The 20,909-nt window shown below is 63.4% G+C and carries 22 protein-coding genes; 12 read left to right on the top strand and 10 right to left on the bottom strand.

From position 1 onward, the window contains the following. Window positions 1-68 precede the first annotated feature (68 nt). Complete coding sequence (dut, locus tag B2246_RS24820) at window positions 69-563, top strand: dUTP diphosphatase (protein WP_008644936.1); 495 nt, start codon at window positions 69-71, stop codon at window positions 561-563. Window positions 564-614: 51 nt separating this feature from the next. Here dut and B2246_RS24815 read toward each other — a convergent pair whose 3' ends face one another. From B2246_RS24815 to clpS, 4 genes are all read right to left on the bottom strand, one after another. Then, complete coding sequence (locus B2246_RS24815; RefSeq protein ID WP_035884677.1) at window positions 615-1,460, bottom strand: VOC family protein; 846 nt, start codon at window positions 1,458-1,460, stop codon at window positions 615-617. A gap of 14 nt (window positions 1,461-1,474) precedes the next feature. After that, window positions 1,475-2,479 (bottom strand): tripartite tricarboxylate transporter substrate binding protein, encoded by a 1,005-nt coding sequence (locus B2246_RS24810; protein WP_011517444.1) that lies wholly within the window; start codon window positions 2,477-2,479, stop codon window positions 1,475-1,477. Window positions 2,480-2,686: 207 nt separating this feature from the next. Beyond that, on the bottom strand, window positions 2,687-4,984 hold the full coding sequence (gene clpA, locus B2246_RS24805) for an ATP-dependent Clp protease ATP-binding subunit ClpA (RefSeq protein ID WP_008644941.1): 2,298 nt from the start codon (window positions 4,982-4,984) through the stop codon (window positions 2,687-2,689). After that, a complete protein-coding gene (clpS, locus tag B2246_RS24800) occupies window positions 4,981-5,307 on the bottom strand; it encodes an ATP-dependent Clp protease adapter ClpS (protein ID WP_008644942.1) in 327 nt (108 codons plus the stop codon). The genes clpA and clpS overlap by 4 nt, the downstream gene beginning before the upstream one ends. Before the next feature lie 563 nt (window positions 5,308-5,870). Here clpS and B2246_RS24795 point away from each other — a divergent pair. Then, on the top strand, window positions 5,871-6,080 hold the full coding sequence (locus B2246_RS24795; protein ID WP_008644945.1) for a cold-shock protein: 210 nt from the start codon (window positions 5,871-5,873) through the stop codon (window positions 6,078-6,080). Window positions 6,081-6,486: 406 nt separating this feature from the next. Here B2246_RS24795 and icd read toward each other — a convergent pair whose 3' ends face one another. After that, window positions 6,487-7,737: an NADP-dependent isocitrate dehydrogenase gene (gene icd, locus B2246_RS24790; RefSeq protein WP_008644947.1), complete on the bottom strand. Its 1,251-nt coding sequence runs from the start codon at window positions 7,735-7,737 to the stop codon at window positions 6,487-6,489. Between the two features lie 238 nt (window positions 7,738-7,975). Here icd and B2246_RS24785 point away from each other — a divergent pair, with 238 nt between their 5' ends. From B2246_RS24785 to B2246_RS24775, 3 genes are all read left to right on the top strand, one after another. Beyond that, complete coding sequence (locus B2246_RS24785; RefSeq protein WP_035884676.1) at window positions 7,976-8,620, top strand: pseudouridine synthase; 645 nt, start codon at window positions 7,976-7,978, stop codon at window positions 8,618-8,620. A gap of 105 nt (window positions 8,621-8,725) precedes the next feature. Then, complete coding sequence (locus B2246_RS24780; RefSeq protein WP_008644951.1) at window positions 8,726-8,926, top strand: hypothetical protein; 201 nt, start codon at window positions 8,726-8,728, stop codon at window positions 8,924-8,926. Between the two features lie 155 nt (window positions 8,927-9,081). Further along, a complete protein-coding gene (locus B2246_RS24775) occupies window positions 9,082-9,522 on the top strand; it encodes a DUF192 domain-containing protein (RefSeq protein WP_035884675.1) in 441 nt (146 codons plus the stop codon). A 57-nt stretch (window positions 9,523-9,579) separates the two neighbouring features. Here the strand turns inward: B2246_RS24775 and B2246_RS24770 are convergent, their stop codons facing one another. Beyond that, window positions 9,580-10,065, bottom strand: coding sequence for a YajQ family cyclic di-GMP-binding protein (locus tag B2246_RS24770; protein ID WP_008644954.1), 486 nt, complete (start codon window positions 10,063-10,065; stop codon window positions 9,580-9,582). A gap of 134 nt (window positions 10,066-10,199) precedes the next feature. Here B2246_RS24770 and murB point away from each other — a divergent pair, with 134 nt between their 5' ends. Then, window positions 10,200-11,210, top strand: coding sequence for a UDP-N-acetylmuramate dehydrogenase (gene murB, locus B2246_RS24765; RefSeq protein WP_035884674.1), 1,011 nt, complete (start codon window positions 10,200-10,202; stop codon window positions 11,208-11,210). Between the two features lie 56 nt (window positions 11,211-11,266). Here the strand turns inward: murB and B2246_RS24760 are convergent, their stop codons facing one another. Together B2246_RS24760 and argF are read right to left on the bottom strand one after the other, a co-directional pair. Next, window positions 11,267-11,578 (bottom strand): pyrimidine/purine nucleoside phosphorylase, encoded by a 312-nt coding sequence (locus B2246_RS24760; RefSeq protein ID WP_008644958.1) that lies wholly within the window; start codon window positions 11,576-11,578, stop codon window positions 11,267-11,269. A gap of 91 nt (window positions 11,579-11,669) precedes the next feature. Then, complete coding sequence (gene argF / locus B2246_RS24755; protein WP_008644959.1) at window positions 11,670-12,593, bottom strand: ornithine carbamoyltransferase; 924 nt, start codon at window positions 12,591-12,593, stop codon at window positions 11,670-11,672. Between the two features lie 436 nt (window positions 12,594-13,029). On the opposite strand from argF, the gene B2246_RS24750 reads away from it, so the two are divergent. Continuing rightward, window positions 13,030-13,335, top strand: a complete 306-nt coding sequence (locus B2246_RS24750; protein WP_008644961.1) for a DUF3579 domain-containing protein — start codon at window positions 13,030-13,032, stop codon at window positions 13,333-13,335. A gap of 182 nt (window positions 13,336-13,517) precedes the next feature. Here the strand turns inward: B2246_RS24750 and rpsT are convergent, their stop codons facing one another. Next, window positions 13,518-13,784, bottom strand: coding sequence for a 30S ribosomal protein S20 (gene rpsT, locus B2246_RS24745; protein WP_008644962.1), 267 nt, complete (start codon window positions 13,782-13,784; stop codon window positions 13,518-13,520). Between the two features lie 388 nt (window positions 13,785-14,172). On the opposite strand from rpsT, the gene murJ reads away from it, so the two are divergent. After that, window positions 14,173-15,723, top strand: coding sequence for a murein biosynthesis integral membrane protein MurJ (gene murJ, locus B2246_RS24740; protein ID WP_286881694.1), 1,551 nt, complete (start codon window positions 14,173-14,175; stop codon window positions 15,721-15,723). 13 nt (window positions 15,724-15,736) lie between these two features. Further along, window positions 15,737-16,585 (top strand): SirB1 family protein, encoded by an 849-nt coding sequence (locus B2246_RS24735; RefSeq protein WP_008644968.1) that lies wholly within the window; start codon window positions 15,737-15,739, stop codon window positions 16,583-16,585. Between the two features lie 30 nt (window positions 16,586-16,615). Here B2246_RS24735 and B2246_RS24730 read toward each other — a convergent pair whose 3' ends face one another. Beyond that, window positions 16,616-17,287, bottom strand: coding sequence for a VTT domain-containing protein (locus tag B2246_RS24730; protein WP_234707108.1), 672 nt, complete (start codon window positions 17,285-17,287; stop codon window positions 16,616-16,618). A gap of 113 nt (window positions 17,288-17,400) precedes the next feature. On the opposite strand from B2246_RS24730, the gene mutL reads away from it, so the two are divergent. The 3 genes from mutL to B2246_RS24715 all read left to right on the top strand — a co-directional run bounded on the left by mutL (window position 17,401) and on the right by B2246_RS24715 (window position 20,889). Continuing rightward, complete coding sequence (gene mutL / locus B2246_RS24725; RefSeq protein ID WP_035884667.1) at window positions 17,401-19,368, top strand: DNA mismatch repair endonuclease MutL; 1,968 nt, start codon at window positions 17,401-17,403, stop codon at window positions 19,366-19,368. 17 nt (window positions 19,369-19,385) lie between these two features. After that, window positions 19,386-20,333: a tRNA (adenosine(37)-N6)-dimethylallyltransferase MiaA gene (gene miaA, locus B2246_RS24720; RefSeq protein WP_035884666.1), complete on the top strand. Its 948-nt coding sequence runs from the start codon at window positions 19,386-19,388 to the stop codon at window positions 20,331-20,333. A 64-nt stretch (window positions 20,334-20,397) separates the two neighbouring features. Then, a complete protein-coding gene (locus B2246_RS24715) occupies window positions 20,398-20,889 on the top strand; it encodes a GNAT family N-acetyltransferase (RefSeq protein ID WP_024569078.1) in 492 nt (163 codons plus the stop codon). Window positions 20,890-20,909 lie beyond the last annotated feature (20 nt).

Genomic DNA, 20,909 nt, shown 5'->3' with positions numbered 1-20,909 from the left:
CTTTGGTCAGTCCGTGCTTTTGCCGGACTGCCCAGCCCATCTTTCACGCATTGCAGGAAACCGCTTCCATGACCGTAGCCGCCAATCCGACCGTCGAAATCAAGGTGCTCGACGCCCGCCTGAATGACTGGGGCCTGCCCGCCTACCAGAGCGACATGGCCGCCGCCATCGACCTGCACGCTTGCGTGGACGGTCCGGTCACGATCGAGGCCGGCACGCCTGCGCAACTGATTCCGGCCGGTATCGCGGTGCATATGGCCAACCCGTACATGTGCGCCACGATCGTGCCGCGCTCGGGTCTGGGCCACAAGAAGGGGCTCGTACTCGGTAATTCGATCGGTGTGATCGACGCGGATTACCAGGGGCAAATCATGGTCAGTGTGTGGAACCGCAACGCGCCCGGCACCGAACCGATCGTGATCCAGCCCGGCGAGCGTATCGCCCAGATGATGTTCGTGCCGGTGCTGCGCCCGGTATTCACGACGGTGGAAGAATTCTCGGAGGATTCGACGCGTGGTGCCGGTGGCTTCGGGTCAACCGGCGTCGCGCACGCAAAGGCGTAAAGCCAGAGTAGTGCTCTCCCCCTCACGCACAGCGAGAGAGGGAGAAAGACTTCAGTGCTGCTCGAAGATCAAGGCCACACCGTTGGCCTGCGTCGCCGGGATCAGCGTGACGTCCGGTGACAGGTCGATAGATTCGACACCCTGCTCGCGCCAGTGAGCGCGCGCGCCAGCCAGGTCGGACGTGGCAAGGCGGATGGCCGCATAGCCGCGCCCGGCGCGTTGCAATTGCGGCGCGCCAGTGGCAACCGCCAGCGCCTGCGGCGCCACGATCACGAACCTGGCGTCGCCAATGGCGATCGTGGCAGCCTCATCGGTCGCCTCGATGATCGCCCCGCCCGTCAGCACAGCGTAGGCCTCGGCCGTCGCGCTCACCTGCCCCGCCTCCACCACCAGATACGTTGCCGCAATGGCCCGAGCGCCATTAGCGTGCGCAGTCCATTCCGGGCGCCACAGCAGCTCCGGCGTGCGGTGTTCGCAGACGAAGTAGCGCGCGCCCGGCGCGCCATCAAGTGCCGTAACGCGGAACGTGGCCGGATGCTCGCTGCCATCATCGAGCCGGACCGGGCGTGAGAACTCGATCGGATCGGACGGCTGGAAGCCCGCCGCACGCAGGCGGTCGGCCGTGGCGAACGCATTGCTGCTCTTGCAGGACATGGCCGCGCAGCCATCCCCGCCCTGCTGGGCGCCCCAGTAGTACTGACGACTCGGGCTCGGCGCGGTGACGTGCAGCAGTTCCAGGTAATCACGCGCCAGCATGATGCAGTGGTTCTGCGATCCTAGCGTGTGATAGCCGCGCGGCGTCAGCGTGAATCCCAACGCGCGCCAGTTGGCAACCGCGGCGTCCAGGTCGCCGCAAACCACCACGGCATGATCGAAAGGTTCAGGCAGACCGCTCATTGCTGACTCGACATTTACTCGAACTGGATATTGGCCTTGCGAGCCACCGCCTGCCATTTGTCATGCTCGTGGCGCACCAGGTTGCCGAGGTCGGCAGGTGTGCCAACCGCAATTTCGAAACCCTGAGCCGTCAGCGCCTCAACCACCTTCGGCTGGCGAATTGCGACGCCCAGAGCATCGTGCAGGCGGGTCACGGTATCGGGCTGCATATGAGCCGGGCCGAAAACGCCGATCCACGAGTAGGCCTCGAAGCCCTTGAAGCCCTGCTCGGCCACGGTCGGCACCTGCGGAAGCTGTTTGATGCGGCTCGATCCGGTCACGCCGAGCACCTTGATCGTCTTGGCGGCGATGTGGGCCTGCACGGCGGCGTAGCTGCTGAAGAACAGGTCGACCTCCCCCGCCAGCACGGCTTGCACAGCCGGGCCGCCCCCCTTGTAGGGCACGTGGAGGAACTGGACACCCGCGTCGGTGGCCAGCGCTTCCGCGGCAAGCTGGTTCAGGCTGCCAATGCCCGACGAGGCATAGCGCACGCCTTTGGGATTGGCGCGGGCCAATTCCACGAGTTCACGCACGTTCGAGGCTGAAAGCGCCGGATTGGCGGCGATCACCAGCGGGAAGCGCACCAGTTGGGAAATCGGCGTGAAATCCTTGAACGTGTCGTACGGCAGGTTCTTGTACGCAAATGGATTGATCGCATGCGTATCGAAAGCCATCAGCAGCGTATTGCCATCCGGCTTGGCACGCGCCACGGTGCTGCTGGCAATCAGTCCACCAGCGCCAGGCTTGTTATCGACGACGACGGTCTGGCCGAGTCCACTCTTCAGCCCGGGCTGCAGTTGGCGCGCAACGATGTCCACGCTGCCACCCGGCGGGAACGGCAACACCATGGAAATGGGACGGCCACCCGAGGCAGGTTCTGCCGCCCGGGCAAGGCTGGAGATCGAAGCGACGGGCACGGCACCCATCGGCAAGGTCTTGAGCAGCAGACGGCGCAGCCGCATGCGGTCTGGAGAGGACATCGGTGACTTGAGCTGTGCGGCCACATGGCCGCGTGACAAAAAAGAAAGGGCGACATGCCGCCCGCCCGTATTTTGCCCGATGATCGCTCACGTTGCAGGCAATGCCTTCGCTGATCGCCCAAAAGCCCACGAGGCTGGAACAATCGCCCAAGAAAAACGGCCGGGGATGACCCGGCCGATATCCAATTTTGCTGATATGTCAGACGCTCAGACTTCTGCGCGCTGCTCGCTTTCCGGCGCCTCGGGCGGCTCCGGATCCGCCTCGGAGAACGTCAGCTTGATCTGGTCGTCGTCGTCCAGGTCCACCGCGACCTTGCCGCCGCTGACAAGCTTGCCGAACAGCAGCTCGTCGGCCAGCGCCTTGCGGATCATGTCCTGGATCAGACGTTGCATCGGACGGGCACCCATCAGCGGATCGAAGCCCTTCTTCGCCAGATACTTGCGCAGCTTCTCCGAGAAGCTGGCATCTACCTTCTTCTCGTGCAGTTGCTCTTCCAGCTGCATCAGGAACTTGTCCACCACGCGCAGAATGATTTCCTCATCCAGCGAACGGAAGCTGATCATCGCATCGAGCCGGTTACGGAACTCGGGTGTGAACATCCGTTTGATATCGGCCATCTCGTCGCCCTGCTCGCGGGCGGTGGTGAAGCCGATCGTGGCACGGTTCATCGTCTCGGCACCCGCATTGGTGGTCATGATGATGATCACGTTGCGGAAGTCGGCACGGCGACCGTTGTTGTCGGTGAGCGAACCGTGGTCCATCACCTGCAACAGGATGTTGAAGATATCCGGATGTGCCTTTTCGATCTCGTCGAGCAGGAGCACGCAGTGCGGCTTCTTCGTGACGGCCTCGGTCAGCAGGCCGCCCTGGTCGAAACCGACATAGCCCGGGGGCGCGCCGATCAGGCGGCTCACCGCGTGGCGCTCCATGTATTCGGACATGTCGAAGCGCAGCAACTCAATGCCCATGATGAACGCGAGCTGCTTGGCCACTTCGGTCTTGCCGACGCCGGTCGGGCCCGAGAACAGGAACGAGCCGATCGGCTTGTCGGTCTTGCCCAGGCCAGCACGCGACATCTTGATCGCCGAAGCCAGCGCCTCGATAGCCGGGTCCTGACCGAACACCACCGACTTCAGGTCGCGTTCCAGCGTCTGCAACTTGCTGCGGTCGTCCTGGTTCACGCTTTGCGGCGGGATACGCGCGATGCGCGACACGATGTCCTCGATCTCGGCCTTGCCGATCGTCTTCTTCTGCTTCGACTTCGGCAGGATGCGCTGTGCCGCACCCGCTTCATCGATCACATCGATCGCCTTGTCCGGCAGATGACGGTCCGTGATGAAGCGTGCCGACAGTTCGGCCGCCGCGGTCAGCGCCGAGGCTGCGTACTTGACGCCGTGATGCTCCTCGAAGCGCGACTTCAGGCCACGCAGAATCTGCACGGTCTGGTCTACCGAAGGCTCGACCACGTCGATCTTCTGGAATCGACGCGATAACGCCGCATCCTTCTCGAAGATGCCACGGTACTCGGTGAACGTGGTCGCGCCGATGCACTTGAGCTGCCCCGACGACAGCGCCGGTTTCAGCAGGTTGCTGGCATCCAGCGTGCCGCCCGATGCGGCGCCCGCGCCGATCAGCGTGTGGATCTCGTCGATGAACAGGATCGCGTTCGGATTGTCCTTGAGCGACTTCAGCACGCCCTTGAGGCGCTGCTCGAAGTCACCACGGTACTTGGTGCCGGCCAGCAGTGCGCCCATGTCGAGCGAGTACACCACGGCCTTTTCCAGGATATCCGGCACCTCGCCCTTGGTGATGCGCCAGGCCAGACCTTCGGCGATCGCCGTCTTGCCCACGCCGGCCTCGCCGGTCAGCAGCGGGTTGTTCTTGCGGCGGCGGCACAGCACCTGGACGACGCGCTCGACTTCGCTTTCGCGGCCGATCAGCGGATCGATCTTGCCGGCCTTGGCCAGCGTGTTCAGGTTCTGGGTGTATTGCTCGAGCGGGCTTTCCTTGCCGTCACCGCCCTCGCCTTCGGCGTTGCCGTCGCCATGCTTGGCGGGCTCGGCCTGATCCTTGCGGATGCCGTGGCTAATGAAATTCACCACGTCCAGGCGCGTGACGCCCTGCTGCTGCAGGTAGTAGACCGCGTGGGAATCCTTCTCGCCGAAGATCGCCACCAGCACGTTCGCGCCAGTCACCTCCTTCTTGCCGTTGGAGGTCGACTGCACGTGCATGATGGCGCGCTGGATCACTCGCTGGAAACCGAGTGTCGGCTGTGTGTCCACTTCATCGGTGCCGGGCACGACCGGCGTGTTGTCGGCGATGAAGTTCTTCAGACTAGTGCGCAAGTCCTCGATGTTGGCTGCGCACGCGCGCAGCACCTCGGCCGCCGTGGGGTTGTCGAGCAACGCCAGCAGCAGGTGTTCCACGGTGATGAACTCGTGGCGCGCCTGGCGAGCCTCGACGAAGGCCATGTGCAGGCTCACTTCCAATTCTTGCGCAATCATGCTTCCTCCATCACGCACTGCAGCGGGTGCCCCGCCTGCCGCGCATGGGTTGATACAAGCTCGACTTTGGTCGCCGCGATATCACGCGTATAGATACCACAAACGCCCTTACCTTCCCGGTGGACGGTCAGCATGATCTGCGTCGCCGTTTCCCGGTCCCTGCTGAAATACTGCTGCAGGATCATCACGACGAACTCCATCGGAGTGTAGTCGTCGTTGAGCAGGACCACCTTGTACATCGCCGGCGGCTTGAGCTGCTGCTCCTTCCGTTCGATGACAGTGCCCGTTTCGCGTTGGGGGGTGTTCGCCAGCCGTGTCGCCATGGCTTTTATTCTAACCCTTGTTCACAAGTCTGCAATTTGGGGAACTGGGCTGTTATTCAAGCCCCGCACCCGGTAAATTCTCTGCGTGGCCCGCCACACAAAGGACGTTCGGCGCACGTTGGCGGAGCACGCCGCACACGAGCGGGACGGCTCCCTGGCACCAGTCCGGGGCATTCGGGAAAATCCGTACGCCCCGCGCCAAAGGTACCACTGGTGGCCGTTTCAATCCCGCCACACCCCGCGCCGAGTGGGGATTCTGCCAGCTTGACAGTATGTAGGTTTGCCGAAAGAATCGTTCGCGCATTCGGGCATGGCCACGCGAGCCAAGCAACAAGGTCAGTCCGGATGATTCCGTGAGCAGGGGAGGCCCACGACCGGCGTCGTTCATGCGTCCGCATGCCAGCATTTGACTGGTAACCGGGCGCCGACCACGCGAATCTCATCGATACGGCACCTTTTGGCTGCCGGTGCCGCAGGGCGCCGACGCTGGAAGCCCGTCGAAGTGTTTTTCAGCTGGCCATCGGTTTCCCCGCTTGAAATCTGCTTTTTCGTTGGGGGAGTTTATGGCAAGCGGTATCGTCAAATGGTTCAATGACGCCAAGGGTTTCGGCTTTATCAAGCCGGACGACGGCGAGGAAGAACTGTTTGCGCACTTTTCGGCAATTCAGATGTCGGGTTTCAAGACGCTGAAGGAAGGCCAGCGTGTGGTGTTCGAAATCGTGCAAGGCCCGAAGGGCAAGCAAGCTACGAACATCCAGGACGCGAACCAGTAAGAGTGCGCCGCGACCGAACCGGCCGCAGAGCCGCGTCGGTCCGTCAGGATGCTGGGGGATGTACCCCCGCGGAACGGGATCCAGTGCCACGGTACGGCAATGCCGGCCAGCGGCACGCTGCTTTTGGCGGTACGCCACGCATCCGATGGAACGCCCGGCCTCGTGCCGGGCGTTCTGCTTTCCGCCCCTCGCGCTCACTCCCACCGTCCGTCGATATTCCGACCGCTCGCCCGCTGGGCGTCTTCGCGGCTGACTATCCGCAACGCAAGGACCGAAGACCTTGCCCCCAATCGAATTTCGCTATCAGGCCAACGCCGCGACGATCGGGTGATCTACGTCGGCCGTTAGACGTGAAAAAGCCCCGCATCTGCGGGGCTTCCTGTCTCCGGCGGAGTGGCCGTCGCGCTTACATATTGTCGATCATCACCTGACCAAACCCCGAGCACGACACCTGCGTCGCACCTTCGAGCAGCCGGGCGAAGTCGTACGTGACCTTCTTCGACTGGATCGACTTCTCCATCGAGCGAATGATCAGGTCGGCCGCTTCGGTCCAGCCCATGTGGCGCAGCATCATTTCCGCGGAGAGGATTTCCGAACCTGGGTTCACGTAGTCCTTGCCTGCATACTTCGGCGCGGTGCCGTGCGTGGCTTCGAACATGGCGACCGAATCGGACATGTTCGCGCCCGGCGCGATGCCGATGCCACCCACCTGGGCAGCCAGGGCGTCGGAAATGTAGTCACCGTTCAGGTTCAGCGTGGCGATCACCGAATACTCAGCCGGACGCAGCAGAATCTGCTGCAGGAATGCGTCGGCGATAGCGTCCTTGACGACGATATCGCGGCCAGTCTTTGGATTCTTGAACTTGCACCACGGGCCGCCATCGACCAGCTCCGCGCCAAACTCCTGCTGCGCGAGTTCATAGCCCCAATCGCGGAAGCCGCCTTCGGTGAACTTCATGATGTTGCCCTTGTGCACGAGCGTCACCGACGGCTTGTCGTTGTCGATCGCGTACTGGAGCGCCTTGCGCACCAAGCGCTGCGTGCCCTCCTTCGAGACGGGCTTGATGCCGATGCCGGACGTTTCCGGGAAGCGGATCTTCTTCACGCCCATTTCGTTCTGCAGGAAGGCGATCAGCTTCTTCGCGCCTTCGCTTTCGGCTTCCCACTCGATACCGGCATAGATGTCTTCCGAGTTCTCGCGGAAGATCACCATGTCGGTCTTCTCGGGCTCGCGCACCGGGGACGGCACGCCCTTGAAATAGCGCACCGGGCGCAAGCAGACATAGAGATCGAGCTGCTGACGCAGTGCCACGTTCAGCGAGCGGATGCCGCCACCGACCGGCGTGGTCAGCGGACCCTTGATCGACACCACGTATTCCTTGACCACTTCCATGGTCTCTTCCGGCAGCCACACATCCGGGCCGTAGACCTTGGTCGACTTCTCGCCGGCGTAGATCTCCATCCACGAGATCTTGCGCTTGCCGCCATACGCCTTGGCCACGGCGGCATCCACCACCTTCAGCATCACCGGAGTGATATCGACACCCGTGCCGTCACCTTCGATGTAGGGAATGATCGGATTATCCGGCACGTTCAGCGAAAGATCGGTGTTGACCGTGATCTTCTCGCCTGCCGGCACCTTGATGTGCTGATACATATTCGTCTCCAACTGCGGATGGGGGTAAGGACAGCACCAGGCCGCAGAGCCCGGCAATGCGATTGTGTCGTGCAAGGCATTGTAACGGGCGAATTGGATTCGCCACGTGAACGGCCGCGATCACATCTCGCTCGGCATTTCATGTCAGTCTTATATAAGACCCAAGAGCATCCGCATATTATGCATAAACGCCGTGGGCACGCCAAATGATTCGGCGGCTCGTGCATACTTCGCGCCCATGACCCTGATCGCGCTAAACAAACCCTACCAGACCATGAGCCAGTTCTCCGCGCACCCCTCGCGCGCGACGCTGGCGGACTGTGTCGACGTGCCTGGCGTGTATCCTGCCGGCCGGCTTGATGCGGACAGCGAAGGTCTGCTGCTGCTCACCGACGATGGCGCGCTGCAGGCACGCATCGCCGATCCGCGACACAAGCTCGTCAAGACGTACCTCGCTCAGGTGGAAGGTGTTCCAGACGAGGCCGCGCTGGCCACCCTTCGCGCCGGCGTGGACCTGGGAGATTTCAAGACGCTGCCAGCAAAGGCGCGCGTCGTCGCTGAGCCGGCATGGTTGTGGGAACGCCATCCTCCGATCCGTTATCGCGCAGCCATTCCCACTACGTGGATCGAGTTGTCGATCCGCGAAGGCAAGAACCGGCAGGTGCGCCGCATGACTGCCGCGGTGGGGCTCCCCACGCTTCGACTCGTCCGCATATCTATCGGCAATCTGAAACTGCCGGAGCTGGGATTGATGCCCGGCCAATGGTGCGAAACAGATGTCTCGAAACTAGGACTTTCAAGCAGCAATCCGCATGTTTCGACTGCAAGACCTGAACGCGCACCGACATCAGGACCGGCAAGACGCAGTTACAAATTCAAGTAAATATGGCGTCAACGGCCAGCCTTGCCGCTTCGTTTTTCGAGTGACACGTTCTACTACGCGTCGCACTCACCAAATGCTGGACACAAATTCTCGAGGTACTCGCAAATGAAAAAACTGATCGCTGCCCTGGTTGTTGGTCTGTTCGCTACCGGCGCTTTCGCCCAGGCTTCGGCTCCCGCCGCTGCTGATGCTGCCGCACCGGCCGCCAAGGAAGCCAAGCCCGCGAAGTCCACCAGCAAGAAGCATCACAGCAGCAAGAAGCATAGCTCGAAGAAGACTGAAGCTTCGGCTCCGGCTGCTCAGTAAGGCAGTTCGCGCGCGACTCGCCGGCATCGGTTCGGCGCTCACGCGAAGGGCAGGCACGTTTCGACGGCCTGCCTTTTTTATTGCGCGAACGACTGACGCACGCGCGCTGCGCTATGCTCTCGGCTGCAGTCGACCCACTCACTCCCGATAACGCCATGCATCGCATGATCAAGACTCTGCTGGCCGCAGGCACCACGGTGCTGGCCACGCTCGCCCACGCACAAAGCGCGCTGCCCGTGATTCCGCTGACCGCTGGCATGTATGCCATCCAGGCGGAGGTGGCGGCCTCGCCCGAGGCGCGCGAACGCGGCCTGATGTTCCGCAAGACGATGCCCGCCAATGCCGGCATGTTGTTCGTGTTCGAGGATAAGGCCGGCCACTGTTTCTGGATGAAGAACACCGACCTGCCGCTGTCGATCGCCTTCCTGGCCGATGACGGCAGCATCGTGAACATCGAGGAGATGAAGCCGCAGACCGAGGACAATCACTGCCCGCGCGCGGCCGTGCGCTACGCGCTGGAAATGAACAAGGGATGGTTTGCCCAGAAGGGCCTCAAGCCGGGCGCGAAGATCGGCGGACTGCCTCAGCCGAAGTAGCCTCGATAGCCGCAGCAAGGCAGCCCGCGAACTGCGTGTTTGCAGGCTGCGGCGCGTTTAATCGCGGAAGTTGTTGAAGTCGAGGGGCGCCTCGTTGGCGTCCTTGCGCAGCATGGCGATCACCGCCTGCAGATCGTCGCGCTTGGTACCCGATACGCGCACCGCATCGCCCTGGATGCTGCCCTGGACCTTGATCTTGCTGTCCTTGATCATGCGCACGATCTTCTTGGCGAGATCGCCGGTCACGCCCTTCTTGATCGTGATGACCTGCTTGACCTTGTCGCCGCTAATCTTCTCGACCTTGCCGTAGTCCAGGAAGCGCACGTCCACGTTGCGCTTGGCCATCTTGTTGATCAGGACGTCCTTGACCTGATCCAGCTTGAAATCGTCATCGGCAAAGGCGATCAGCTCGCCCTCCTTCTGCTCGACCCGGGCATCGGAACCCTTGAAGTCGAAACGCGTGGAGATTTCCTTGTTGGCCTGCTCCACGGCGTTCTTCACTTCGACCATATTGGCTTCACACACTACGTCAAACGACGGCATTTCAATTCTCCTGGTATTGCATGGCCGCTGGCACAAAGCAGCGGCCGGTCCGTAACGGTTACGTATAATCGGGCCTGCCTCTCAGTCCGGGGAGGCCATTCCGCCGCTTCGGCGCCCGCTTTTCCCGTCCTTGCATGGCAGATTTCCTCGAATTCTATCCCCTGCGCACCCACAATACATTCGGGTTCGATGCGCGCGCGCGCCTAGCCGTCCATATTCGCAACGAATCGGATCTGGTTTCGGCCCTGTCCGACCCTCGGATCGGCAATCTGCCCATCGTCGTGCTCGGTGGCGGCAGCAACGTGGTGCTGACCGGCGATCTCGATGCATGTGTGCTGCTGATGGAAATCCCCGGGTACGACGTGGCGGAGGATGATTCCAGCTGGCTCGTCACGGCCGGCGCCGGGGAAACCTGGCACGGGCTGGTGAACCGCACGATCGACGAAGGGATGCCTGGCCTGGAAAACCTGGCGCTGATCCCGGGCACGGCCGGCGCCGCCCCGATCCAGAACATTGGCGCATATGGCGTGGAACTGCGCGAACGCTTCGCCCGGCTACGTGCCTATGACCGGCAATCCGGCGACTTTGTCACGATCGACCTGAACACATGCGCGTTCGGCTACCGGGACAGCCTGTTCAAGCGCGAAGGCCGCGACCGCTACATCATCACCGCCGTCACGCTGCGGCTGCCAAAAACCTGGCAACCGGTACTGAACTACGGCGAGCTGGCGCGTGAACTGGAAGGTGTGCGCACGCCCGATGCGGCGCAAGTCCGCGACGCGATCGTCGCGATCCGCTCGCGCAAGCTGCCGGATCCGGCAAAGATCGGCAACGCCGGGAGCTTCTTCAAGAATCCGGTCGTCGACGCCGCGCTGCGCAATGCCCTGCTGGCCGACCACCCTGCCCTCGTCAGCTATCCGCAACCCGATGGCAGCTACAAGTTGGCCGCAGGCTGGTTGATCGACCAGTGTGGATTCAAGGGTGTCGACGACGGCCCAGTTGGCGTCTACGGCAAACAGGCGCTGGTGCTGGTGCACCACGGCGGTGGAACCGGCGCGGCGCTGCTGGCGCTGGCTAACCGCATCGCGGACGCAGTGCAGGCGCACTTCGGAGTCCGGATCGAGCCGGAACCGGTGATTCTGTAGAGGGTGTCTGCTCCCCTCTTCCACAACGTGGGAGAGGGGAAAGTTCTCAGTACGGCTTAACCGAAGTGGCAGACGTAATCCAGGGTCTCGGTCACTTCGATGTCGAAGCTGCTGTTGCCCGGCACGTCAAACTGCTGACCAGCGCCATAGGTCTTCCACTCGTCCGAACCCGCCAGACGCACGCGGCAGACGCCGGCATTAATTTCCATGATTTCGGGCGCGCCGGTGTTGAACGTCAGCGCGGCCGGGAAAATCACGCCGAGCGTCTTGCGCGTGCCGTCGGCAAAGGTCACCGTGTGGCTGACGCACTTGCCATCGAAATACAGGTTGGCCTTCTTGACCACGGATACGTTGTCGAACTGGCTCATCTCAATCTCCTCGAGTCTTCGGGTTTCATCAAATCGGTGGGCGTAAAAAAGGGAGCCTGGACGGCCCCCTTTGATCGGCTCCGGCAGGTGCTTAGTAGCGGCCGCAGAGCAGGTATTCCATCAGCGCCTTCTGCACGTGCAGGCGGTTCTCGGCTTCTTCCCACACCACGCTGCGCGGGCCGTCGATCACCGCCGCTTCCACCTCCTCACCACGGTGCGCGGGCAGGCAGTGCATGAACAGGGCGTCGTCCGCGGCGCGATCCATCATCGCGGTCGTCACCATCCAATCCTTGAACGCACGCTTGCGCGCATCGTTCTCGGCCTCGAAGCCCATGCTGGTCCACACGTCGGTGGTGACCAGATGTGCGCCCTGGCAAGCGTCGAGCGGATTATCGAACACCTTCACGCGCGACGCGGCCCAGTCCGGCACCATCGCCGGATCGAGCTGATAGCCCGGGGGCGCCGAGAAATGGAACGTGAAATCAAGGCGCTCGGCGGCCTGGATCCAGGTGTAGGCCATGTTGTTGGCATCGCCGATCCACGCCACCGTCTTGCCGGCGATGGCGCCGCGCTGTTCGATGTACGTGAACACGTCGGCCAGTACCTGGCACGGGTGGTATTCGTTGGTGAGCCCGTTGATCACCGGCACACGCGAGTGCTTGGCAAAGCGGTCGATGATGTCCTGTCCGAACGTGCGGATCATGATGATGTCGACCATGCGCGAAATCACCTGGGCGGCATCCTCGATCGGCTCGCCACGGCCCAGTTGCGAATCGCGGGTATTCAGGAACACCGCGTGACCGCCGAGCTGGTGGATGCCGGCTTCGAACGACAGGCGCGTGCGCGTGGAATTCTTCTCGAAGATCATGGCCAGCGTGCGGTCATGCAACGGGTGCCACGTTTCGTAGTTCTTGAACTTCGCCTTGAGGATCTGCGCGCGGTCCAGCAGGTACTCGTACTCGTCGGCACTGAGATCGCTGAACTGGAGGTAATGCTTGATCGGGGTTGGGCTCATAAAACAAATAAGGCGGCTCGGTTTGGACACGTGGCCCGGACGCCAGACTGGGCGATCCTTCAGGGCCAGAGCGTGTCGCGGAGCCGCCTTTCGCGTCGCTTACGCAATGTAATTGCAAGAATCATAAGGGATTATTCCTGCTTTGGCGAGCCCGTAGCGCCCACTGGCGACACGCGCCGGGGCCCCCATTGACAGGTTTCCGACAGGATTTCCCGCTATGCGCAACTCTTATATAAGATATAATACTCGCTGATTCACGCGGGGCCCGGCATACCCATGCCACCGCCCGCCGCCGGCATCAAAAGTGCCCCCGCCGACACCACCGCCCTGCTGCTCCAGCCCGGATGCGCGAGAACCTTTGCGCTCCGGATGCGTCAAACGGGCGCCCGTTGAAGCGGGTTTACCGTCGAGTCACCAAGCAGATCCCCGCAGTCCCATGACGACCCCCCAAGTTCGCGAATATTTCATCCAAGGTGTGACCAAGGAAGGCAAGACCTTCCGCCCGAGCGACTGGGCTGAGCGACTGTGCGGGGTGATGGCGCAATTTCGCCCCGAGGGCGACACCGGCGACCCTCGCCTGACCTACTCGCCGTATGTGCGACCGATGATCGTGGCCGGGGTCAAGAACGTTGTGGTGGACACCCGCCTGCGGGATATCGAGCCCAAGGCGCTCGACTTCGTCCTGAACTTCGCGCGCGACAACAACCTCCAGGTCGTCGAAGCCTGCTCGTTCGGCGAATAAGCGACGGGAGCACGGGTCGCGGCAGGCGCGGCCCGGACAGAGCCGTCAGGCAAACCCAACAGGAAGCAAGGGGAAGGAAAGCGGACCCGAAGCCGCAATCAGTAGCCGGAAAACAAAAAAAGCTCGTCGCAATGACGAGCTTTTTTTGTACCACAGGGTCACCGGAGTGACCCAGGCAGCTATCAGGCAGCCATGGCCTTGATGGCGGCCGACAGGCGCGACTTGTGACGTGCAGCCTTGTTCTTGTGCACGATCTTCTTGTCGGCGATGCTGTCGATCACGACTTGCGACTGCTTGTAGATCTCAGCAGCAGCGGCCTTGTCACCAGCGTCGATAGCCTTGCGAACGGCCTTGACGGCAGTGCGCAGGCGCGAGCGCAGGCTGGAGTTGTGGGCGTTCGCGGCGACGGCTTGGCGCGCGCGCTTGCGAGCTTGTGCGGAATTTGCCATGTATCTCTTCCTGAATTCAGAATGCGCGCCCGGGGCGACGCAACAAAATGGGACGCAACAATTAAGTCACATCTGCGACCCGGGATGTTCGGACAAACGAATCCGGAACGCGACTGTCCTTGCGAATCGGCGATTATACACACATCGCAACAGGACAGGCAAGAACAACCCGTACCTGTCGCACCACGCCCGCCCCTGCCCCGTCGTACGGGGGCAAGTCACGGTCGATCCGCAAGGCTGCATCCGTATAATACCCGCCACATGAGCAGTCGCAGCCGCGCAGGAAGCGTGGTGTCGCGGCAACTTTACGGCCGGCCGAGCGTCTCAAACCCGTTTGCCGCCCCGGCGCAGACCGCACGCCGGCCTCACGCTTCCCCGAATTCTCATCTTGAACCTGCTCAAAGCGCTTGCCACCATCAGCAGCCTGACGATGCTCTCCCGCATCACCGGCCTGGTGCGCGAAATCCTGATCGCCCGTGCCTTTGGCGCCTCGGACATGACCGACGCCTTCAACGTGGCGTTCCGCATCCCCAACCTGCTGCGCCGCATTTTTGCCGAAGGCGCGTTCTCGCAGGCCTTCGTGCCGATCCTGAACGAGTACCACGGCAAGCGCGGCCATGACGAGACCATGAGCCTGGTGGATGCCGTGGCCACGGTGATGACCTGGGTGCTGGCCGCAGTATCGCTGCTCGGGGTGATCGGCGCGCCGATCGTCATGACGGTGGTCGCCACCGGCTTCCGTGGTGACTCCGAAACCTACAACGCCGCCGTCTTCATGACGCGCGTGATGTTCCCGTACATTGGCCTGATCTCGATGGTGGCCCTGGCCTCGGGCATCCTGAACACTTGGCGCAACTTCGCCGTGCCAGCGTTCACGCCCGTCCTGCTGAACCTCTGCCTGATCGTGGCCGCCCTGTTCGTGGGCCCGCACATGAGCCAGCCAATCTACGCGCAGGCGTGGGGCGTGCTGGTCGGTGGCGTGCTGCAGCTGGTGATCCAGGTACCCGCGATGCGCAAGCTCGGCGTGATGCCGCGTGTGTCGCTCAACCTGCGCGCCGCCTGGGCAAACCCTGGCGTGCGCCGCGTGATCACGCAAATGCTGCCGGCGCTGCTGGCCGTATCGGTGGCGCAGATCAGCCTGATCATCAATACCAATATCGCGTCGCGACTCGGAGCCGGCGCGGTGTCGTACATCACCTATGCCGATCGGCTGATGGAATTCCCCACCGCGCTGCTCGGCGTCGCGCTAGGCACGATCCTGCTGCCTAGCCTGTCGCGGGCAAGCGCCGAGGACAATCGCGAGGAATACTCCGGCCTGCTCGACTGGGGCCTGCGCCTGACGTTCCTGCTGGCGCTGCCGTGCGCGGCCGGACTGATGCTGTTCGGCACGCCGATCACGTCGGTGCTGTTCCACTATGGCCGGTTCGACGCCCATGCGGTCGAAATGACGCAGCAGGCATTGACCACCTACGGTGTCGGGCTGCTTGCGCTGATTCTGATCAAGATCCTGACGCCGGGCTTCTACGCGCGCCAGGACATCCGGACGCCGGTCAAGATCGCCATTCTCGTGCTGAGCATCACGCAGGCATCCAACTATGTGTTCGTGCCGATGCTCCAGCACGCGGGCCTGCCGCTGTCGATCAGCTTTGGCGCCACGGTGAACGCCCTGCTGCTGTTCTACGGCCTGCGCCGACGCGGCTACTACCACCCGGCGCCGGGCTGGGGCCTGTTCCTGCTGCGACTGGTGGCCGCGATGCTGATCCTGTCGGGCATGCTGCTCTGGTTCGCACGCAACTTCGACTGGATCGCGCTGGGCGCCACCCCGGGGTTGCGCATCGCGCTGATGGGCGCCTGCCTGGTACTTGCGGCGACGGTCTACTTCGGTACACTGTGGCTCATGGGCCTGCGCTACTCCTCCTTCCGGCGCCGCGCGGGCTAGTCAGGAACCCGCCATGACCTCCACGAAAGTCCTGGACTACTTCGCCAGCCTCGTGGCCGACGACGACGCGATCCCGCTCACCGAGACCGCGTTGGCGATCGCCCAGGACGCCTATCCTGACCTGGACCTGCAAGCCGAACTGGCAGCCCTGGATGTTCTGGCCCTGCGCCTGAAGCGCCGGATCGCGGAGGGGACGGCGGCCATCCAGCGCCTGCGCCTGCTCAATCATTTCTTCTACCGCGATCTCGGCTTCGGCCCCAACGCGAACGACTACTACGATCCGGACAACTCGTACCTGAACGTGGTGCTCAAGCAGCGCCGGGGCATTCCGATCTCGCTGGCCGTCCTCTACATGGAACTCGGCCAGCAGATCGGCCTGCCGCTCAAGGGTGTTGCCTTCCCCAGCCACTTCCTGGTTCGCATGACGATTCCGGCGGGCGAGGTCGTGCTCGACCCGCTGACCGGCGAGACGCTTTCGAAGGAACAGTTGCAGGAAATGCTCGACCCCTATCTCGAGCGCGAGGGGATCACCAATTCGAGCGAAGTGCCGCTTGGCCTGTTTTTGCAAACGGCCAGCCATCGCGAGATCATCGCGCGGATGCTGCGCAACCTGAAGGCGATCTATTTGCAGGAGTCACGCTGGCAGCGGCTGCTGGCGGTGCAGAACCGCCTGGTGATCCTGTTGCCGGACTCGATCGAGGAAGTACGCGACCGGGGGCTGGCGTATGCCAACCTGGAATGCTTCCGCCCGGCGCTGGAGGACCTGGAAGCCTATGTCCAGGCCCGCCCCGATGCGGCCGACTCCACGCAGATCCGCGATCGGATGCCGGCCTTGCGGATGATGAGCCGCAGCCTCAACTAACGGCTGCAGGCCCATCCGACCCCGCCCCGCTCAGGAAGCGCGCGTATCGCGCGCCTTGCCGCGCACCAGCTTCCACAACCCGCCCAGCACCAGCGGCACCACGGCCGCGCCAATACCAGCCAGCACGATCAGGTTCAGGTATTGCTTGATGAACGGCAGGTTGCCGAAGAAGTAACCGGCGAATACCAGGCCGAACACCCAGATCACCGCGCCGATCACATTGAACAGCTGGAATCGCGCGAACGTCATCTGCGACACGCCGGCCACGAACGGCGCGAACGTGCGCACGATCGGGATGAAACGTGCCATCACCAGCGTCTTGCCGCCATGCTTCTCGTAGAACATGTGCGTCTTGAGCAGCGCCTTCTGGTCCAGGAATCGCCACTGGTGATCGAATACCTTCGGCCCGATCCAGCTACCGACCATGTAGTTGACCGTATTGCCGGTCACCGCCGCCAACAGCAGCAGCCCCGCCAGCACCCATTCGTTCATCGCGCCGGTCGCGCACATCGCGCCGGCAATGAACAGCAGCGAGTCGCCCGGCAGGAAGGGCAGCACCACCAGCCCCGTCTCGGCAAAGACGATCGCAAACAGGATGCCGTAGACCCAGACGCCATAGTCCAGGACGAACTGTCCGAGGAATTTGTCGACATGGAGAACCATGTCGAGCAGTTGCAATGCGGTATCCAAATTTGTCCCCATTCAATGAAGGTCCACATCATACAAGAGCGCCCGGTTTGATCCGTCACCTGGCGCCCGGAAAAGTGCCCAGGACTGTGCCGAATTCGTGTCCTCGCGCACGTATAATCGCCCACATGCCTGCCGAAGCCGACCGTACCCATCCTCGCACCGCCCAACCCAACCGCCCCATTCGCCCGCTGCCGGACCAGCTGATCAGCCAGATCGCTGCCGGCGAAGTGGTGGAACGGCCCGCGTCGGTCGTCAAGGAACTGCTCGAGAACGCACTCGACGCCGGCGCCACGCAACTGGGTATCCGGCTCGAGGAAGGCGGCGTGAGACGCATCGTCATCACCGACAACGGCTGCGGCATTCCCGCCGACGAACTGCCCGTCGCGCTGATGCGCCACGCCACCAGCAAGATCGCCTCACTGGACGAACTCGAATCGGTCCTGACACTGGGCTTCCGCGGCGAGGCGCTGGCCTCGATTGCCTCGGTCTCCCATCTCGTGCTGACCAGCCGCACGGCCACCGCCACGCACGCCACCCAGATCAGCGCCGACACAGGCCATCTGCAACCCGCTTCAGGCGGAGTTGGCACGATGATCGACGTGCAGCACCTGTACTTCAACACGCCAGCCCGTAGAAAGTTCCTGAAATCGGAACAAACCGAGCTGGGGCATTGCCTGGAAATGATCCGCCGCGTCGCGCTGGCACGGCCCGATGTCACGATTTCGGTGCACCACAACGGCAAGCCGCTGGAGCACTGGAATGCCGGCGACGTGGCCACGCGCACGGCGCAGGTGCTCGGCAGCGACTTCGCGCGCGCCCGCCTACCGCTCGACGAACAGGCCGACGCGCTGCACCTCTATGGCTTTGCCGGACTGCCCACCGCATCGCGAGGCCGGCCGGACCAGCAGTATTTCTTCGTCAATGGCCGTTTCGTGCGCGACAAGCTGCTCAACCATGCTGTACGCAGCGCCTATCAGGACGTGCTGCATGGGGACCGATTCCCATCGTATGTGATCTGCCTGGACCTGCCGCCCGAACTGGTCGACGTGAACGTTCACCCTTCCAAGATCGAGGTTCGCTTCCGCGAATCGCGTGCGGTGCACCAGTTTGTCTATCACGCAGTGCAGCGATGCCTGGCACGTCAGGCCGGCGAGCAAGGCGACAGCCTGCATTCGGAGATCGCCGATGATGCGGGACGGCCTTCGATGCCTGCGGCCCGTCCAGGCGGCGCGCCGGGTGCGCCGGGCGCCGCGCCGCAGTGGGTCAATTATTCGGCAGGCCGCCAGACCGAGCTTGGTATCGCGCAGCCGCGTCAAGCCTATCTGGGCATGGTCCGCGACGCCGCCGGGCAAGGTGGCGCGCGGCCCTGGCAACCCTCACCACAGCCACCGGCCTGGTTGGCCGACGCACAGGCAGCACGCGCAGACGAACCGCCGGGCCTGCTCGATCGATTACCGCAGCAACCGCAGCAGACTTCCACCCTGCCCGCAGCGAACGAAGGCGACGACGATCATCCGCTCGGTTACGCAGTGGCGCAGCTACACGGCATCTATGTGCTGGCGCAAAACGCCCGGGGGCTCGTGCTGGTCGATATGCACGCGGCGCACGAGCGCATCCTGTACGAACAGATCAAGACCGCCCTCGACGCGCGCGAACTGGCGGTGCAGCCGCTGCTGATTCCGGTGACGCTGCCGGCCAGTCCGGTGGAAATCGGCGCAGCCGAAGAACATCAGGAAACGCTGCGACTGCTCGGCTTCGACATCAAGCCCGTATCCCCCACGACGCTCGCCGTGCGCGCGATTCCCGCACTCCTCAAGCAGGCCGATACCGAAGCCTTGGCCCGCGACGTGCTGCGCGACCTGCAGGCCTACGGCGGTTCGCGCGTGCTGGCCGAGCGCCAGAATGAACTGCTGGCCACGTTGGCTTGCCACAGCGCCGTGCGCGCCAATCGCAAGCTGACCGTAGAAGAGATGAACGCCCTGCTGCGCCAGATGGAGCAGACCGAGCGCGCCGACCAGTGCAACCACGGCCGCCCGACATGGGTGCAGTTGACGGTTGCGGAACTCGACCGCCTGTTCCTGCGCGGCCAGTAATCTCCCCCAGCTTCAAGATGTCCGCACAGTCCCACCCGCCCGTCGTCTGCCTGCTCGGCCCCACCGCATCGGGCAAGACGGCGGCCGCGCTCGAACTGGCCGCGCGCACGCCGGTCGAGATCATCAGCCTCGATTCAGCGCTGGTCTATCGCGAGATGGACATCGGCACGGCCAAGCCCACGCGCGAGGAACTGGCCAGCGTGCCGCATCACCTGATCGACATCATCGATCCGCTCGAAAGCTATTCGGCGGCGCAGTTCGTGACCGACGCCGAGCGGCTGATCGGCGAGATCCGCGCACGCGGCCGCACGCCGCTGATCGTCGGCGGCACGATGCTCTATTACAAGGCGCTAACGCAAGGGCTCAACGACCTGCCTCAGGCCGATGCCACGGTGCGCGCGGAACTCGACGCGCTGGCGGCCGAGCGCGGCTGGCCGGCGCTTCATGCGATGCTGGCCGAGGTCGACCCCATCACGGCTGCGCGGCTCGCGCCCAACGATGCGCAGCGCATCCAGCGCGCGCTGGAAATTCATCGCCTCAGCGGTCAGCCGATGTCCGCGCTGCTGGCACGGCAAGCCGACGCCCGCACGTTCACCGGCGTGGCCGACGCTCGCTACCGCGTGATCGCCCTGGAGCCGTCGGACCGCGCCGTGCTGCACGCGCGCATTGCCGACCGCTACGACGCGATGCTCAAGGGCGGGTTGATCGAGGAAGTGGAGCGCCTGCGCGCGCGCGGCGACCTCCACCTGGGTCTGCCGTCGATCCGCTGCGTGGGCTATCGTCAGGTGTGGGAATACCTCGATGGCGACTGCGACTTCGCGACGATGCGTGAGCGCGGCATCGCCGCCACGCGCCAGCTATGCAAGCGACAGCTGACCTGGTTGCGCAGCACCCCGGAGCGCATCGGCATCGACTGCCTGGCGCCAGACTACGTTGCAAGGGTTGCCGACGCGGCGGGGTGGTGACGGCGTGCGGAGTGGAAGATAATCGTCGCTCAAACCTTTTTGGCCTGCTTTCCGCCCGCCCCAGATGACCACGTTCACCATCCGCCCCGCCGCCCCCGCCGATAGCGAGACCCTGTACAACCTGATTTCGGCGCTGGCCGAATACGAGAAGCTCACGCATCTGGTGGAAGCCACGCCGCAGAAGCTCTGCGATGCGCTGTTCGGCGCGCATCCGGGCGCCGAGGCCGTGATTCTCGAAGTGGATACGGACAGCGGCAAGCTGCCGGTCGGCTTCGCGCTCTTTTTCCACAACTTCTCGACGTTCCTGGCCAAGCCGGGGCTCTACCTGGAAGACCTGTTCGTCGACCCGGCATGGCGCGGGCACGGGCTGGGCAAGGCCCTGCTCAAGCACCTGGCGGCGCTGGCCGTGGAGCGCGGCTGCGGCCGCTTCGAATGGTCGGTGCTCGACTGGAACCAGCCGTCGATCGATTTCTACCGCGCGATGGGTGCCGACGTGATGCCGGACTGGCGCATCTGCCGCGTGACGGGCGATGCGCTTACGAAGCTGGGTGCCTGATCCCTGACGCCCAGGAAACA

The sequence above is a fragment of the Cupriavidus sp. UBA2010 genome (assembly GCF_002335265.1).
In the GTDB taxonomy this organism is placed as follows: domain Bacteria; phylum Pseudomonadota; class Gammaproteobacteria; order Burkholderiales; family Burkholderiaceae; genus Cupriavidus; species Cupriavidus metallidurans.
This window is presented reverse-complemented; position numbering and strand designations above follow the sequence as displayed.